At 64.8% G+C, this 13,870-nt stretch carries 10 protein-coding genes; all 10 read right to left on the bottom strand.

What is annotated here, in order from left to right:
* The coding region (locus tag BP26_RS0103370; protein ID WP_029919169.1) for a DUF4372 domain-containing protein at window positions 1-344 on the bottom strand (344 nt) is incomplete at its 3' end.
* A 202-nt stretch (window positions 345-546) separates the two neighbouring features.
* Window positions 547-1,788, bottom strand: a complete 1,242-nt coding sequence (locus BP26_RS0103365; RefSeq protein ID WP_029919168.1) for a ribonucleotide-diphosphate reductase subunit beta — start codon at window positions 1,786-1,788, stop codon at window positions 547-549.
* Between the two features lie 351 nt (window positions 1,789-2,139).
* A complete protein-coding gene (locus BP26_RS0103360; RefSeq protein WP_029919167.1) occupies window positions 2,140-5,094 on the bottom strand; it encodes a ribonucleoside-diphosphate reductase subunit alpha in 2,955 nt (984 codons plus the stop codon).
* A gap of 634 nt (window positions 5,095-5,728) precedes the next feature.
* Entirely contained in the window at window positions 5,729-6,370 is a 642-nt protein-coding gene (locus BP26_RS0103355) for a hypothetical protein (RefSeq protein WP_029919166.1), read from the bottom strand.
* A gap of 486 nt (window positions 6,371-6,856) precedes the next feature.
* Window positions 6,857-7,819, bottom strand: coding sequence for a 2-oxoadipate dioxygenase/decarboxylase family protein (locus BP26_RS0103350; protein WP_029919165.1), 963 nt, complete (start codon window positions 7,817-7,819; stop codon window positions 6,857-6,859).
* A 446-nt stretch (window positions 7,820-8,265) separates the two neighbouring features.
* Window positions 8,266-9,447, bottom strand: a complete 1,182-nt coding sequence (locus tag BP26_RS0103345; RefSeq protein WP_084182756.1) for an ABC transporter permease — start codon at window positions 9,445-9,447, stop codon at window positions 8,266-8,268.
* Between the two features lies 1 nt (window position 9,448).
* Window positions 9,449-10,609 (bottom strand): ABC transporter permease, encoded by a 1,161-nt coding sequence (locus tag BP26_RS0103340; RefSeq protein ID WP_029919163.1) that lies wholly within the window; start codon window positions 10,607-10,609, stop codon window positions 9,449-9,451.
* Between the two features lie 134 nt (window positions 10,610-10,743).
* Entirely contained in the window at window positions 10,744-11,922 is a 1,179-nt protein-coding gene (locus BP26_RS0103335; protein ID WP_029919162.1) for an ABC transporter permease, read from the bottom strand.
* 3 nt (window positions 11,923-11,925) lie between these two features.
* Window positions 11,926-13,068, bottom strand: a complete 1,143-nt coding sequence (locus tag BP26_RS0103330; protein WP_029919161.1) for an ABC transporter permease — start codon at window positions 13,066-13,068, stop codon at window positions 11,926-11,928.
* Window positions 13,069-13,088: 20 nt separating this feature from the next.
* Window positions 13,089-13,778: an ABC transporter ATP-binding protein gene (locus BP26_RS0103325; protein WP_029919160.1), complete on the bottom strand. Its 690-nt coding sequence runs from the start codon at window positions 13,776-13,778 to the stop codon at window positions 13,089-13,091.
* Between the last annotated feature and the right edge of the window lie 92 nt (window positions 13,779-13,870).

Here is a 13,870-nt window from a genome sequence, read left to right as displayed (position 1 = left end):
GGCTCGCTGGCGTACAAGCTTCGCGCAGTGCTGATCAGGGCCTGCGCGAACTCGGCATAGATGCGCCAGTCGCGGGTCTCATTGGCATCAGCCAGGGTGCTGCGCGCAACGCGGGAACGAAAGCCCAGGTGGTGGAGCTTGGACTGATGCGCCCGCAAGCACACCTCAATGTCGCGCAGGCTTTCACGATAGGTCAACTGCGCAAAGGCCATGGAAAGGTATTGATCCAAGCAGGAGAAGCGCTTGGCGTAGCGGTTGCCGTCGTACTTGGTCACCAGCCGCCGGAACGTGTGCAGCGGCAAGTGCTGCAGCAGTTGCGCAAAGACGTAGCGGCCCTGGTGCATGGCGATGTCCTCGATGGAGTAACGCCAAGCTTTGCGTAACTGAAGCTGAAATCGATAACACTCACTTAGGGCCGATTACCCAAACACAATCAGACAATTACACGATTGCAATGCAACTTTCCCCGGACACTGCTGTGTTCTCCCAAAAAAACAGGGACGGCTTAGCCGTCCCTGTTTGTATGCATTGTTGCTGGACTCAATATCAATCCCAACTCAAAGCCCCACCCGTCTGATATTCCGTAACCCGCGTCTCAAAGAAGTTCTTCTCCTTCTTCAAATCCATCACCTCGCTCATCCACGGGAACGGGTTTTCCGCGCCGGGGTAGAGCTGCTTGAGGCCGATCTGCGAGCAGCGGCGGTTGGCGACGAACTTCAGGTACTCGTTGAACTGGCTGGCGTTGAGGCCCAGCACGCCGCGGGGCATGGTGTCGTGGGCGTAGCGGATCTCGAGCTGGGTGGCCTCGTCGATCATGTGCAGCACTTCCTGCTGGAAGGCGGCGGTCCACAGGTGCGGGTTTTCGATCTTGATCTGGTTGATCACGTCGATGCCGAAGTTCATGTGCATGGACTCGTCGCGCATGATGTACTGGATCTGCTCGGAGACGCCCACCATCTTGTTGCGGCGGCCGAAGCTGAGCAGCTGCACGAAGCCCACGTAGAAGAAGATGCCTTCGAAGACCACGTAGAACGCGATCAGGTCGCGCAGCAGGCGCTGGTCGGTCTCCGGGGTGCCGGTGTGGAAGTCCGGGTCGGCCATGCTCTGGGTGAAGGGCAGGCTCCACGCGGCCTTGTCGTGGATGCTGGGGATCTCGCGGTACATGTTGAACACTTCCGCCTCATCCAGGCCCAGGCTCTCGATGCAGTACTGGTAGGCGTGGGTGTGGATGGCCTCCTCGAAGGCCTGGCGCAGCAGGTACTGGCGGCACTCCGGGTTGGTGAGGTGGCGGTACACGGCCAGCACCAGGTTGTTCGCCACCAGGGAGTCCGCGGTGGAGAAGAAGCCCAGGCTGCGCTTGATGATGGTGCGCTCGTCCTCGGTCAGCCCGTTCGGGTCCTGCCACAGGGCGATGTCCGCGGACATGTTGATTTCCTGCGGCATCCAGTGGTTGTTGCAGGCGTCCAGGTACTTTTTCCAGGCCCATTCGTACTTGAAGGGCACCAGCTGGTTGAGGTCCGCGCGGCAGTTGATGATCTTCTTGTCGTCCACCTGGATGCGGCGGGCGCCCATCTGCACGTCTTCCAGCCCGGTGGCGCCGGATTCCACCCGCGCCTGCGGGTGCGTCAGCTTGAACTCGTCCGCCGCCGGCACGCGCACGGTGGCCGAAGGCCCGCTGGCGGGCACGGTGTGCAGGCTGCGCTGCGGGGCGGCGCCGTTGCCGGCGCGCACCGGCGGCGGCGCGGGCTGGTGGCTCGGCTTGGCGGGTGCATCATCCCATTCGAGCATTGTTGCTTCTCCTTGAATTGCTGCCGGGCGGGAGGCTGTTCCTCCGCGTCCGTGCCCGTCCCACGGTGGGGCAGGGCTGCTTGTCTGTGGCCTCTCCCCCGCGGGGGAGAGGGCGAAATATTTGGACCATGATCGGTCCGGAACGATCCCGAAAAACGCGGCCTTCACCGCCTTTCCCGATGCCCGGCTTTCGGCCGGGTGGTACCGCAGGGTGTCGCCGCGAGGCCCTTTGGCCCTTTCCCCATCCATGATGGGGAAAGGAGGGACTCTACCTCGCCAACTCCCCCAAAACCTTCCAACTCACCCTCTCCCCACCGCAAGGATGGGGAGAGGGGAGGACACCAACCAAACTTACTGGCAAGCCTCGCATTCCGGATCCAGGATCGAGCACACCTTGGCGCTGCCCACGTCCGTCGCCGCGGCCGCCGGCTGCACCGGGCGGGCCGTGATCGGGCCGGACTTGCCGTGCTGGGCCGCCACGCCGCCGCCGTCACCGCCAGCCACCTTGTTCAGGCGGGTGTCGCTGATGGTCGTCTTCTCGGCATGTGTCGCGCCCATCGTGCGCAGGTAATACGTCGTCTTCAGGCCGGAGAGCCAGGCGTGCTTGTACAGCTCGTCCAGCTTCTTGCCCGAGGGCTGCGCCATGTACAGGTTCAGGCTCTGCGCCTGGTCGATCCACTTCTGGCGCCGGCTGCCGGCATCCACCAGCCGCTTCGCGTCGATCTCGAAGGCGCACTTGTAGAGCGCCTTCAGCTCGGCCGGCACGCGGTCGATCTGCTGCACGCTGCCGTCGAAATACTTCAGGTCATGGGCCATCACCTCGTCCCACAGCCCCAGCTTCTTCAGGTCGTTGACCAGGTACTCGTTCACCACCGTGAACTCGCCCGAAAGGTTCGACTTCACATACAGGTTCTGGTACGTCGGCTCGATCGACTGCGAAACGCCGGTGATGTTGGCGATCGTCGCCGTCGGCGCAATCGCCATCGTGTTGCTGTTGCGGATGCCCACATGCTGGATGCGCGCGCGCAGGCTGGTCCAGTCGAACTTGCCCGAAGCCTTGCGATCCTGCTGGAGGTACTGGCCGCGGTTCTTCGCCAGCAGCTCGATCGAGTCGATCGGCAGGATGCCCTGGCTCCACAGCGAGCCCTTGAAGCTGTTGTAGGCGCCGCGCTCTTCCGCCAGGTCCGTGCTGGCCTTGATCGCGTAATAGCTCACCGCCTCCATGCTCTCGTCCGCGAACTGGATCGCCTCGTCGGATTCGTAAGGCAGGCGCAGCTTGTACAGCGCGTCGTTGAAGCCCATCACGCCCAGGCCCACCGGGCGGTGGCGCAGGTTGGAGTTGCGCGCCGTCGCCACCGAGTAATAGTTGTACTCGATCACGTTGTCCAGCATGCGCATCGCCGTGGTGATGGTCTTTTCCAGCTTGGCGTGGTCCAGCTTGCCGTCGATGACATGCGCCGGGATGTTCACCGAGCCCAGGTTGCAGACCGCGATTTCCTGGCCGGCCTTGGTGTTCAGCGTGATCTCGGTGCAGAGGTTCGAGCTGTGCACCACGCCCACATGCTGCTGCGGGCTGCGCAGGTTGCAGGCATCCTTGAAGGTGATCCAGGGATGCCCGGTTTCGAACAGCATGCTCAGCATCTTGCGCCACAGCTGCAGCGCCGGGATGCGCTTGAAGTTCTTGATGCGGCCGTCGTCGGCCAGCTTCTCGTACTCGTTGTAGCGCACGGTGAAGGCTTCGCCGATCAGGTCGTGCAGGTCCGGCGTCTCTTCCGGCGAGAACAGCGTCCACTGCCCGTCCTCCATCACCCGCTGCATGAACAGGTCCGGCACCCAGTTGGCCGTGTTCATGTCATGCGTGCGGCGGCGGTCGTCGCCCGTGTTCTTGCGCAGCTCGAGGAATTCCTCGATGTCGCGGTGCCAGGTCTCCAGGTAGCCGCACACCGCGCCCTTGCGCTTGCCGCCCTGGTTCACCGCCACGGCCGTATCGTTGGCCACCTTCAGGAAGGGGACCACGCCATTGCTCTTGCCGTTGGTGCCCTTGATGTAGCCGCCCATGCCGCGCACCGGCGTCCAGTCGTTGCCCAGGCCGCCGGCAAACTTGGAAAGCATCGCGTTGTCGTGGATCGCGTTGAAGATGCCGTGCAGATCGTCCGGCACCTGGGTGAGGTAGCAGGAGGAAAGCTGCGGCCGCAGCGTGCCCGAGTTGAACAGCGTCGGCGTGCTGCTCATGAAGTCGAAGGAAGACAGCAGCGTGTAGAACTCGATCGCCCGCGTCTCGCGGTCGATCTCGTTCATCGCCAGCCCCATCGCCACGCGCATGAAAAACGCCTGCGGCAGCTCGATGCGGTTCTTGTTGCTGTGGATGAAGTAGCGGTCGTACAGCGTCTGCAGGCCCAGGTAGTCGAACTTCGCGTCCCGCTCCGGCAGCAGCGCCTTGCCCAGCCGGTCCAGGTCATACAGCGCCAGCTTCGGGTCCAGCAGCTCCAGCTCCGCCGCGCGGTGGATGAACTCGCGGAAATAGTCGCCGTACAGCCCCTTCATCTCCTCGAAGGTCGGCCGCGTCTCGCTCATGCCCAGGAACTTCAGCGCCTCGTGGCGCATCGCGTCCAGCAGCAGGCGGGCCGAGGCGTAAGTGTAGTTCGGCTCCTTCTCGATCCGCGCGCGCGCCGCCAGGGTCAGCGCCTGGGACAGCTCATGCTCGGGAATGCCGTCGTAAAGGTCGCGCAGCGCCGCCGCCATCACCTCGTCGGGGTCGGTGCCGCTGAGCCCGGCGCAGGCCTCGCCGGTGACCCGGCGCAGGCGCTCCTCGTTCAGCGGAATGCTGCGGCCGTCGTCCAGCTTCACCCGGATGGCGGCGGAAGCCGCCGTGCCGGCCGGAGCCGCGGCCTTCTTCGCCGCCGCATCCGCCGCGCGCTCCTTCGAGCGCTCCTCGCGGTAGAGCACGTAGTCGCGGGCGACCTTGTGCTCGCCATTGCGCATCAGGGCCAGTTCCACCTGGTCCTGAATGTCCTCGATGTGCAGCGTGCCGCCGCCGGAAAGGTGGCGCGTCAGCGCCTGCACCACCTGCTCCGTCAACGACTCAACCGTCGTCCGCACGCGCGAACTGGCAGCCGCCTGGCCCCCCTCCACAGCAAGAAAAGCCTTGGTCAGCGCGATCGAGATCTTGCTCGGATCGAACGTGGTCAGCTTGCCATTGCGGCGAATCACTTTGATCGCGCCGGGAGCGGCGGCGGTGAGTTCGGCGCTGCTGGTTTCCGGCGTATGTGCGCGGGTCGGCGAGGGGGTTGTAATTTGGGTTTGCATAACTTCTAGGTTCTCCCCGGCTTATTGAGGCCATCCAAGGCCTTGGACTAACAATATATAGTGGTTTTGAGCCTGGTCAACCCCAACATCCTGTGTCCAAAAGTGTGCGTGACACGTGCATGACACCTTCAAAAGCTGTGCATAAAACCGCTAAGTAACTCTCTTCTTTCAGATTCTCGCCGCACTGGAAAACCACCCCCAGGTGTGCATCCGAATATGTCAGCCGACGAACGGTAAAACACCCTCCGGATACCCCGCCGTACGCCCCCGCACCTGACCCCCGCCGCAGGTCCTTTTGCGCAGGGAAACATCCAAAATTTTCCGCTCCGCGGCACACCGCGCAAGCCGCTCCAGAATACGCCCAAAAGCACCCCGGAAAACACGCCCAAAAAACCGGCGTCATCCCGGCGAAAGCAGGGATCCAGGGGCCACTGGCACGCACCCGGAATCCCCCACGACGTCATTCCGGCGGAAGCGCGAATCCAGGAGCCAAAGGAGTGCGCAACTCAACCCAGGGCGTATTTCAGCCAACGGCTGCCGAAAATGGGATGGTAAAACCGCCCGGGAATAAGAAGGACAGCCCCGTAGGCGGGGATGAGCAAAGCGAATCCCAGCGCCGCCCCTCCAACCAACCCTAGGTTTTAGGAGCAGTCCCGGAAGCAGGCGCCGGAGCAGCCGGCGGCGCCATCTCAGGCGAAGCACTCACCGGCGGCGTCTCCACCGTCGGCCCCTCATCCGGCTTCGGCGGCGGCGCCGGGTGCAGCTGGTGGCACTTCTCCAGCGCCCCATTGCCACGGCGCAAGATCTCACCCAGCTTCTTCGCCCACACCGCCCCGGCATTATTGGTGAAGGTTTCCTCGAAATACGCCTCCAGCTCGTCCGACTTGGCCTGCGCATCCGCCGCCAGCCGGTCCCGGTCCGCCGCGTCCACCACGCTGGCGTAGTCCGGCTCCGTCAGCCGCAGCGCCTGCTCCTGCTCCGGCGTCCAGTCGAACAGCCGCAGCGCCGCGATCGACTCGTCCAGGTCCAGCGTCTCCGGCGCGTTCCCCGCCAGGTAATGGATGCGGAAGCCGTCCCGCTGCAGCGCCGAGTTATGCGCATTGGCCCGGGCCAGCGCCGCCGCATTGAAGTCCGGCCGCACGCTGATCACCCCCTCCGCCCACTGCCGCTCCCACACCGACATCGCCACGGCGTACTCGTCGAAAGCCTTCACCGCGCAAGCCTGCAGCGGCGGCGCCACCCCGCCGCCCGGAGCGGCCTGCACAGCCGCGCTCACCGGAGGCGTATCCGCCGGTCCGGATGTCGGGGAGGAAGAGGGCTGCGCCAGCGCGGCGCAAGAGACCAGCAGAACCAACAGTCCGTTGAAGGAACGAAACACGCGAAGCATCGAAAGGGCCTGAGCAAAACAGCGACGAATCCTGACAATAGGATACGCCGCGAATCCTCAGCCGTCGCTGAGGAAATGGCACATGAGCAACAATTTTTTTATACCGTGTGCTCAGTACTTCAACGTAAGCTCATCGTCCGCTCAGGATGACAATTACCGCGGGTAGGTCGGATCAAGCGAAGCGGATCCGACAGTGGCGTAGCCCGAGTAGCGTGCAGCACCACCCAGGTACGATCTCCATACGGAGCGATGAGGCCCGGCGTAGGGCGGCCTGTGGCCGCCGAGACTGCTGCACGGAACCACGGCGGCCACAGGCCGCCCTACGATTACTCAACCCGCCTTGGTACCAGAAGGGCAGGCCTCGCTCCCAACCCCTCAGCAACTCCCCCCGTCCATCCCGGCAACCTTCGTCGAAGCCGCATCGAAAATCTTCTCCGCATTCGCCGCCAGGAAATTGCGGAACACCAGCGGCCGCCCGTCCTGCGCCCACAGCGGCGCCCCGTCCGCGTCGTGCGCCTGTCCCCGCTCGATGATCTCCACGAACTGCTTCTCCGTCTGCGCCATCCCGGCCGAGCCGTCCGCCTCCCGCACCGGCGTATCCATCGTCGCCGCCATCGTCGCCGTCTGCCGCAGCTTGGTCCCCGGCGCCCCCTGGATCGCCGGCAGCAGCCGGAACCCCTGCGCCGCCATCGCCGCCGCCATCGCCTCGATGCCGGGGAAACCCGCCGCCGTCACATCGATCGTCACATGGTTGAAGTCCGGCCCCAGCGCCAGCGCGCTCGCCGCCTCCCCGGACACCGCCGCCACCGCCTGCAAGGTGCTCCGCTTCAGCGCCGGCCCCGGCCGGCTCATCAGCCGCTCCACGAAATGGGTGACGAAAGCCTCCGCATCCGCCGCCCCCAGGCTGCCGGTCCGCTCCGCCTGCTGGATCAGCTCCACGAAGCGCCCGTGGTCCGCCGCCGCGATCTGCTCCAGGCAATCCTCGCGGATCAGGGCGGCGACATCCGCCGGGTAGGCGTCCAGGTCCACTTGGCTGACGAAGATCTTGAACTGGTGCGCATCGTCCCCCACCGCCTGCAGGTCGAACGAAACCAGCTTCTTCGAAGGAAACGAGTAATCCAGCTCCCGCCGCAGCCCCAACACCCGCGCCGCCCGCACGAACAAGGCCCGCACCGCCGGGTCCGCCGTCCGGATCGCCCCGTGATCATTGAGAAAAGTGCCCCCGTTGTCGGCCACCAGCTTCTGCAGCCGCACGAAATCGGGAACATTCCGGGCAAACTTGCGCGTAGCCGCCTCGACAAACAGCCGGCGCAGGGTACTGGGAGGATGCAGGGCCATGACGGATGCCTGGATAAGGAGAATGGGCGCAGTCTAAATGACCCGGCCCGCAAGGGAAGCCCCCTCCCTATTTGTCATCCTGGGGTCCTGGGCTGCGCCCGGGATAAACGCAGCGAAGGATCCGGCCAAGCGCCGCCCCATCCCCCAGCGTCATTCCCGCGAAGGCGGGAATCCAGTTTTAGCGACCTTTGCCCTCGGGTAAGGCCGTAGGTCGGATCAACCGAAGCGGATCCGACAGCGCCCGGCAATCCCTGGCGAGACCTCGGCAGATTTCTCACCCCCGGCCCGGCCATCCATGGCCGGGCGTTCAGGGCTGCGCGAATGACATTGAGTCATTCACGCCGCTCTTCACCCGCATGCGTGCCAACAAAAACCCTTGGCACGCATGGCACGCATGGTGTTTTCGGCCTCTTTTTCTGTTGGGAGCCGTTTTGCGGCGCACCCCCTCAAGCCCCCCGCAAAGCCTCCGCCACCGGCTGCCGGATCGCCTTCAAAGCCGGAAAAAATCCCCCAATCAACCCGATCCCCAGCGCCCAGCTCAGCCCCCGCGCCACCAGCGCCGGCGTCACCGCGAAGCTGAAGGCCACCTGGGTGAAGTTCTGCCCCAGGGTTGCCGTGGTCAGCCCGTCGAACAGCAGCCAGGCGCATCCAGCCCCGATCAGTCCCCCGATCAGCGCCAGCGCCACCGACTCCGCCAGCACCGACACCATCACCGGCAGCCCGGAGAAGCCGATCGCCCGCAGCGTGGCGATCTCGATCTGCCGCGCCGCCACCGCCGAATACATCGTATTGAGCGCCCCGAATACCGCCCCGAAGGCCATGATCACGGTGATGAACACCGTGATGAAATTGATGTTGTCCGTGACTCCTTGAGACTGCGAGCTGTAATAGTCCCGTTCCCCCAGCACGTCGATCTGGAAGCGCGGGTCGGCCGCCACCGCCGCCTTCAGCGTCTGCAGCGCCACGGCCGGCGGCGTCGAGGTATCGAACTGCGCCAGGATCGCCGAAGCCCCCGGCCGCCCGAAGGCGCTGCGGGCGGTATCCGCATCGGTCCACAGCTCCGACTCGTGGGCGTCGCCGTCGGACTCGAAGATGCCCACCACATCCCACTCCGAGCCGCGGAATTGCAGTTTGGAGCCCACGTTGATGCCGCTGAACTGCCGCGTCGCCGAGCGCCCGGCGATCAGCTCGCGCAGGCCGGACTTGAACAGCCGCCCCTCCACCAGCTTCACCTCCGGCCGGATCGTCATCCCCGCCGGCTCCACCCCGCGCAGGGCCACGTTGACGTCCCCATCCCCGCGCCGCAGCTCGGTGATCACCAGCAGTTCCGCCGAAGCCAGCGGCTTGCCCGCCGCATCGCGCCGGATGCCGGGCATCTCGCGCAGCAGCGGCACCATCTGCGGATCGATATAAGAGGACAGCTCGGCCGTGACGCCAGCCGAGAGCATCAAGGCACGCGACTCGCTGCCGGTGCCTTTCAGCGTGTGCTCGAAGCCCTTGCTCATCGAAAGCATGGCCACCAGCACCCCCACCACCAGGGCGATGCCGACCACCACCACCAGCGAGGTCATATAGCGCGAGGGCAGGCTGCGCAGGTTCATCCAGGTGACAGCCAGCGTCTGTTTCATGTCAGCGCACCGCCAACGCATCGATAATACTGAGGTTGCGTGCGCGCATGGCCGGCAGGATGCCCACCACCAGCCCCAGCCCCACCATGCTCGCCGCCGCGAACAACCACACATGCAGCCCGGCGGTCACCGGCGGAAAGCCGAAGGGCAGCTTCGAAATCACCTTCAGCACCACCAGCGACAGCAGCATCCCCGCCAGCCCCCCGATCACGCACATCAGCAGCGACTCCGCCAGCACCAGGTTCAGCACGCTGCCGTCGCCGAAGCCGATCGTTTTCAGCACCGCCAGCTCCGGAATGCGCTCCCGCACCGCCTGGCTTATGGTGTTGCCGGTGACCAGCAGGATGCTGAAGAACACCGCCACCGTGATCCCGGTCAAAATCAGGTTCAGATTGCCGAGCTGGCGCAGGAAGTTGAGGCTGAAGTCCTTCTCGGTCTGCGTCTTGGTCTCGTCCGGCGAATTCTCGAACATCGCGTCGACCCGCCGCGCCACCGCCTCGGCCTGGTTGGGGTCATGCAGGCGCAGCACGTAGATGCCCGCGCCGCCCTGCCCGAATTGCCGCCCCTCGTCGAAATAGTCGTAGCGGACGTATAGATTCCCCTGGCGCACGCAGGAGTCCTTGCTGACGTCGTCGAAGATGCCGACGAGGTCGAAGGTCCAGGCGCGGCTGCCGTCCTTCAGCGGCCAGATCTGGCTGGTCAGCGGGATGCGGTCGCCGATCTTCCAGCCGAAGCGGTCCGCCAGCAGCCTGCCGGCGATGGCCCCGGTGCGCGATTGCAGCCAGGCCTGGTACTGCGCGTCCGGCATCCGGCATTCGAGGAAGGTGCGGTGCCAGCGCTCGGGATTCACCGCGAACTGCGGAAAGAAATTCCGCACGTCCTTGTAGATGCCGCCGAAGAACTGCGAGTGCGACACCGACTCCACCTCGGGAATCGCCTCCAGCTGCGGCAGCAGCCGCATCGGCAGCGGGCTGGTGAAGGAGACCCGCGCCTGCACGATCATGATCGGCGCGCTCAGGTTGACCGAGCCGCCGCTGAACAGCGAGTTCGCCGCCTGCAGCATCCCCAGCAGCAGGAACGCCGCCGTCAGCGACAGCAGGGTGAAGATGGTGCGCGCCTTGCGCCGCCACAAGGCGGCCCAGACCAGAGGAACGTATTTCATCGCACCTCCCCCATGCAAAGTTCCCCTCTCCCGCTTGCGGGAGATGGGTCAGGGGAGAGGGGCTGTGTCGCCACACTCCCTCCCCCGGCCCTTCACCCGTGAGCGGGCAAAGGGTTCATGTTCTTATTCCAACACTACGCCGCCCGCAGCGCCGTCGCCACCGGCAAGCGCGCCGCCCGGATCGCCGGGAACAGCCCACCCACCACACCAATCACGCAGGCCCAGAAAATGGCGCCCAGCAGCAACCCGGGCGTCACCGTGAGATGGAACACCACCTGGGTGAAATTGGAGCCCAGCGTGTTCACCGTGTTGCCGTTGAACACCAGCCAGGCCACGCCGGCGCCGATGGTGCCGCCGATCAGCGACAGCAGCAGCGCCTCGACGAACACCGACACCACCACCGCCCCTGCGCCGAAGCCGATGGCGCGCAGCGTGGCGATCTCCAGCGAGCGCGCCGACACCGCCGAATACATCGTGTTGAGCGCGCCGAAGATCGCGCCGATGGCCATGAAGCCGCCGACGAAATAGGCCAGGAAGTTGAGCAGCTTGCTGACCTGCTTGGACTGCTCGGCGTAGTACTCCGCTTCGCGCTTCACGTCCACCGTCAGCGTCGGATCGGTGGTCAGCTTGTCCTTGAACGCGTTGAAGGCCTCGGGCGAATCCAGCAGCACCGTCACCGACTGGAACAGGTTGCGGCGGAACGCCGACAGCACCGTTTCGATATCGCCCATCAGCTCGGATTCGTGGGCGTCGCCGTTGCTCTCGAACTCGCCCACCACCGTCCACTCCGAATCGCGGAAAGCGATACGGCTGCCGATCTCCGTGCCCTTGAACTGCGCCACCGCCGACTTGCCCACGATCAGCTCGCGCACCGCCGGCTGGAACATGCGCCCGGCCACGAGATGAATCTCCGGCCGCAGCTCGAACGCCTTGGGCCCCACGCCGCGCAGCGTCACGTTGGCGGCGGTGCCGGTCTTCCGTTGCTGCAGCGCCACCACCGCCACCATCTCGGCCGAAGCGAGCGGTTTGCCGTCGGCGTCCTTCTTCACGCCGGTCGCATCCATGATGGTCAGCGTATTCTCGCGCGAAAGGGTGCTGGACAGCTCGGCATTCGAGCCGCCGCGCAGCACGATGGCGCGATCCGGCCGCCCGGTCGAGGCCAGGGTTTTCTTGAAGCCCTGCGCCATCGCCAGTACCGAGACCAGCACCGCCACCGTGACGGCGATGCCGATCACGATCACCCAGGACGTACCCAGGCGCTGCGGGATGGCCCGCAGGTTCATGGCGGTAATGGCAGTAGTCTGTTTAAACATTTCTTATCCTCTCAGCGCTTCGACGATGTCGAGGCGCTTCGCGCGCCAGGCGGGGAAGATGCCGGTAATGAAGGCCAGCAGCAGCGCCACCACGATGCCTTCGACGATCACCTGCGTCGGCATTTTCACCACGCCGAGGTAATCCTTCAGCGCCGGGAACATCATCCACGCAGCGAACAGACCGAGGAAGGCGGCCAGCACGCACAGCAGGATCGACTCGCTCAGCACCAGGGCCAGCATGCCGGTATCCGAGAAGCCCAGCGTCTTCAGCACCGCCAGTTCCGGAATGCGTTCGCGCACCGACTGCATCATGGTGTTGCCGGTGGCGAACAGCAGGGCGAAGAACACCCCGATCAGGATGTACGTGACGATCAGATTGATGTCGCCGATCTGCTTGAGGAAGGCCTGCTGGAATTCCTTCTCGGTTTCGGTCTTGGTCTCGTCCGGCGAGTTGGCGAAAAGCTTGTCCACCGCGATCGCCACCTGCGCCGACTGCGTCGGATCCTTCACCTGCACCGTGTACCAGCCGATCTTGCCCTTGCCGAAGGCGCGGGCTTCATCGAAATAGCTGTAGTTGAAGAAGAAGGCGCTTTCCTGGCTGCGGTCGTCGGGATTCTCGTAGATGCCGACCACGTCGAAGGTCCAGTCCGAAGTGTTGTCCGGCTTGGTCCAGATGGTCGAGTGCAGCGGCACCCGGTCGCCGATCTTCCAGCCGTACTTGCGCGCCAGATCCGCGCCGATCACCGCACCGGTGCGGGTATGGATGAAGGCGTCGAGCTGCTCCTTGGGAAGTTTCAATTCCGGGAACACGCTGAACTCACGTTCCGGTTCCACCGGGAAGGAGAAGACGAAGTTTTTCGGATCCTGATAGTAGGCGCCGAACCAGGTCGCGTGCGAAACCCGCGCCACGCCCGGCAGGGCCTCGATCTGCGTCATGTCGGCATACGGCAGGTTCTCGGTCAGCGCGATGCTGCTGGTCGTGACCAGCCGGTTGACGTTGGCCCGCTCCACCGCCTGGTTGAAGGCGGAGTTGACTCCTTGCAGCATGCCGAACAGCAGGAAGGCGATGACGATCACGCATAGGGTGAAGATGGTGCGCGCCTTCTTGCGCCACAGCGTGGCCCACAGCAGCGGAAAATATTTCATGGCTATGCTCCGGGGGCCCTTTAGGCGTGGACGCTGCCTTCGACCAGCTGGCCCTTGTCCAGATGCAGCTGGTGGCTGGCGAACTCCGCCGCCTTGGGATCATGCGTGACCATGACGATGGTCTTGCCGTGATCCTTGTTGAGCATCTGCAGCAGGTGCAGGATCTCGTCCGCGGTGGTGCGGTCCAGATCGCCGGTCGGTTCGTCGCAGACCAGCAGCGTCGGGTCCGCCACCAGCGCGCGGGCGATGGCCACGCGCTGCGCCTGGCCGCCGGACAGTTCCGCCGGCTTGTGCTTGGCGCGCTCCGCCAGGCCCACCACCGCGAGCGCCGCCTGCACGTTCTGCTTGCGCCGGGCGCTGGAGAGATTGGTCAGCAGCAGCGGCAGTTCGACGTTGCGCTCCGCGCTGAGCATCGGCATCAGGTTGTAGAACTGGAAGACGAAGCCCACGTGCCGCGCGCGCCATTTCGCCAGCTGCCCGCTGGACAGCTGGTCGATCCGCTCGCCGGCCACGTTCACTTCGCCCTTGCTGGGACGGTCGAGGCCGCCGATCAGGTTGAGCAGCGTGGTCTTGCCCGAGCCGGAAGGCCCCATCAGCGCGACGAAATCGCCCTGGGCGATCTCGATGCTGAGATTGTGCAGCACTTCCACGGTCTGCTTGCCGCGGGTATAGGTCTTGACCACGTTATGCAGGGATACGATTGCGGACATGCGCTGTCACTCCTCGAAAAATTGCCGCGCCACTCGACTTCATCGTCATTCCCGCGCCGGCGGGAATCCAGTCCGGTGCGGCGCCCCGCATT

The organism is Nevskia soli DSM 19509, from assembly GCF_000711955.1.
Classification (GTDB): Bacteria; Pseudomonadota; Gammaproteobacteria; order Nevskiales; family Nevskiaceae; genus Nevskia; species Nevskia soli.
Note: the sequence above shows the minus strand (reverse complement) of the source record. Positions and strands in the feature narration are given on the sequence as shown.

Coding starts and splice junctions, on each gene's coding strand:
- BP26_RS0103365 (WP_029919168.1), bottom strand. CDS start 1,788: ATGCTCGAATGGGATGATGCACCCGCCAAGCCGAGCCACCAGCCCGCG.
- BP26_RS0103360 (WP_029919167.1), bottom strand. CDS start 5,094: ATGCAAACCCAAATTACAACCCCCTCGCCGACCCGCGCACATACGCCG.
- BP26_RS0103350 (WP_029919165.1), bottom strand. CDS start 7,819: ATGGCCCTGCATCCTCCCAGTACCCTGCGCCGGCTGTTTGTCGAGGCG.
- BP26_RS0103345 (WP_084182756.1), bottom strand. CDS start 9,447: ATGAAACAGACGCTGGCTGTCACCTGGATGAACCTGCGCAGCCTGCCC.
- BP26_RS0103340 (WP_029919163.1), bottom strand. CDS start 10,609: ATGAAATACGTTCCTCTGGTCTGGGCCGCCTTGTGGCGGCGCAAGGCG.
- BP26_RS0103335 (WP_029919162.1), bottom strand. CDS start 11,922: ATGTTTAAACAGACTACTGCCATTACCGCCATGAACCTGCGGGCCATC.
- BP26_RS0103330 (WP_029919161.1), bottom strand. CDS start 13,068: ATGAAATATTTTCCGCTGCTGTGGGCCACGCTGTGGCGCAAGAAGGCG.
- BP26_RS0103325 (WP_029919160.1), bottom strand. CDS start 13,778: ATGTCCGCAATCGTATCCCTGCATAACGTGGTCAAGACCTATACCCGC.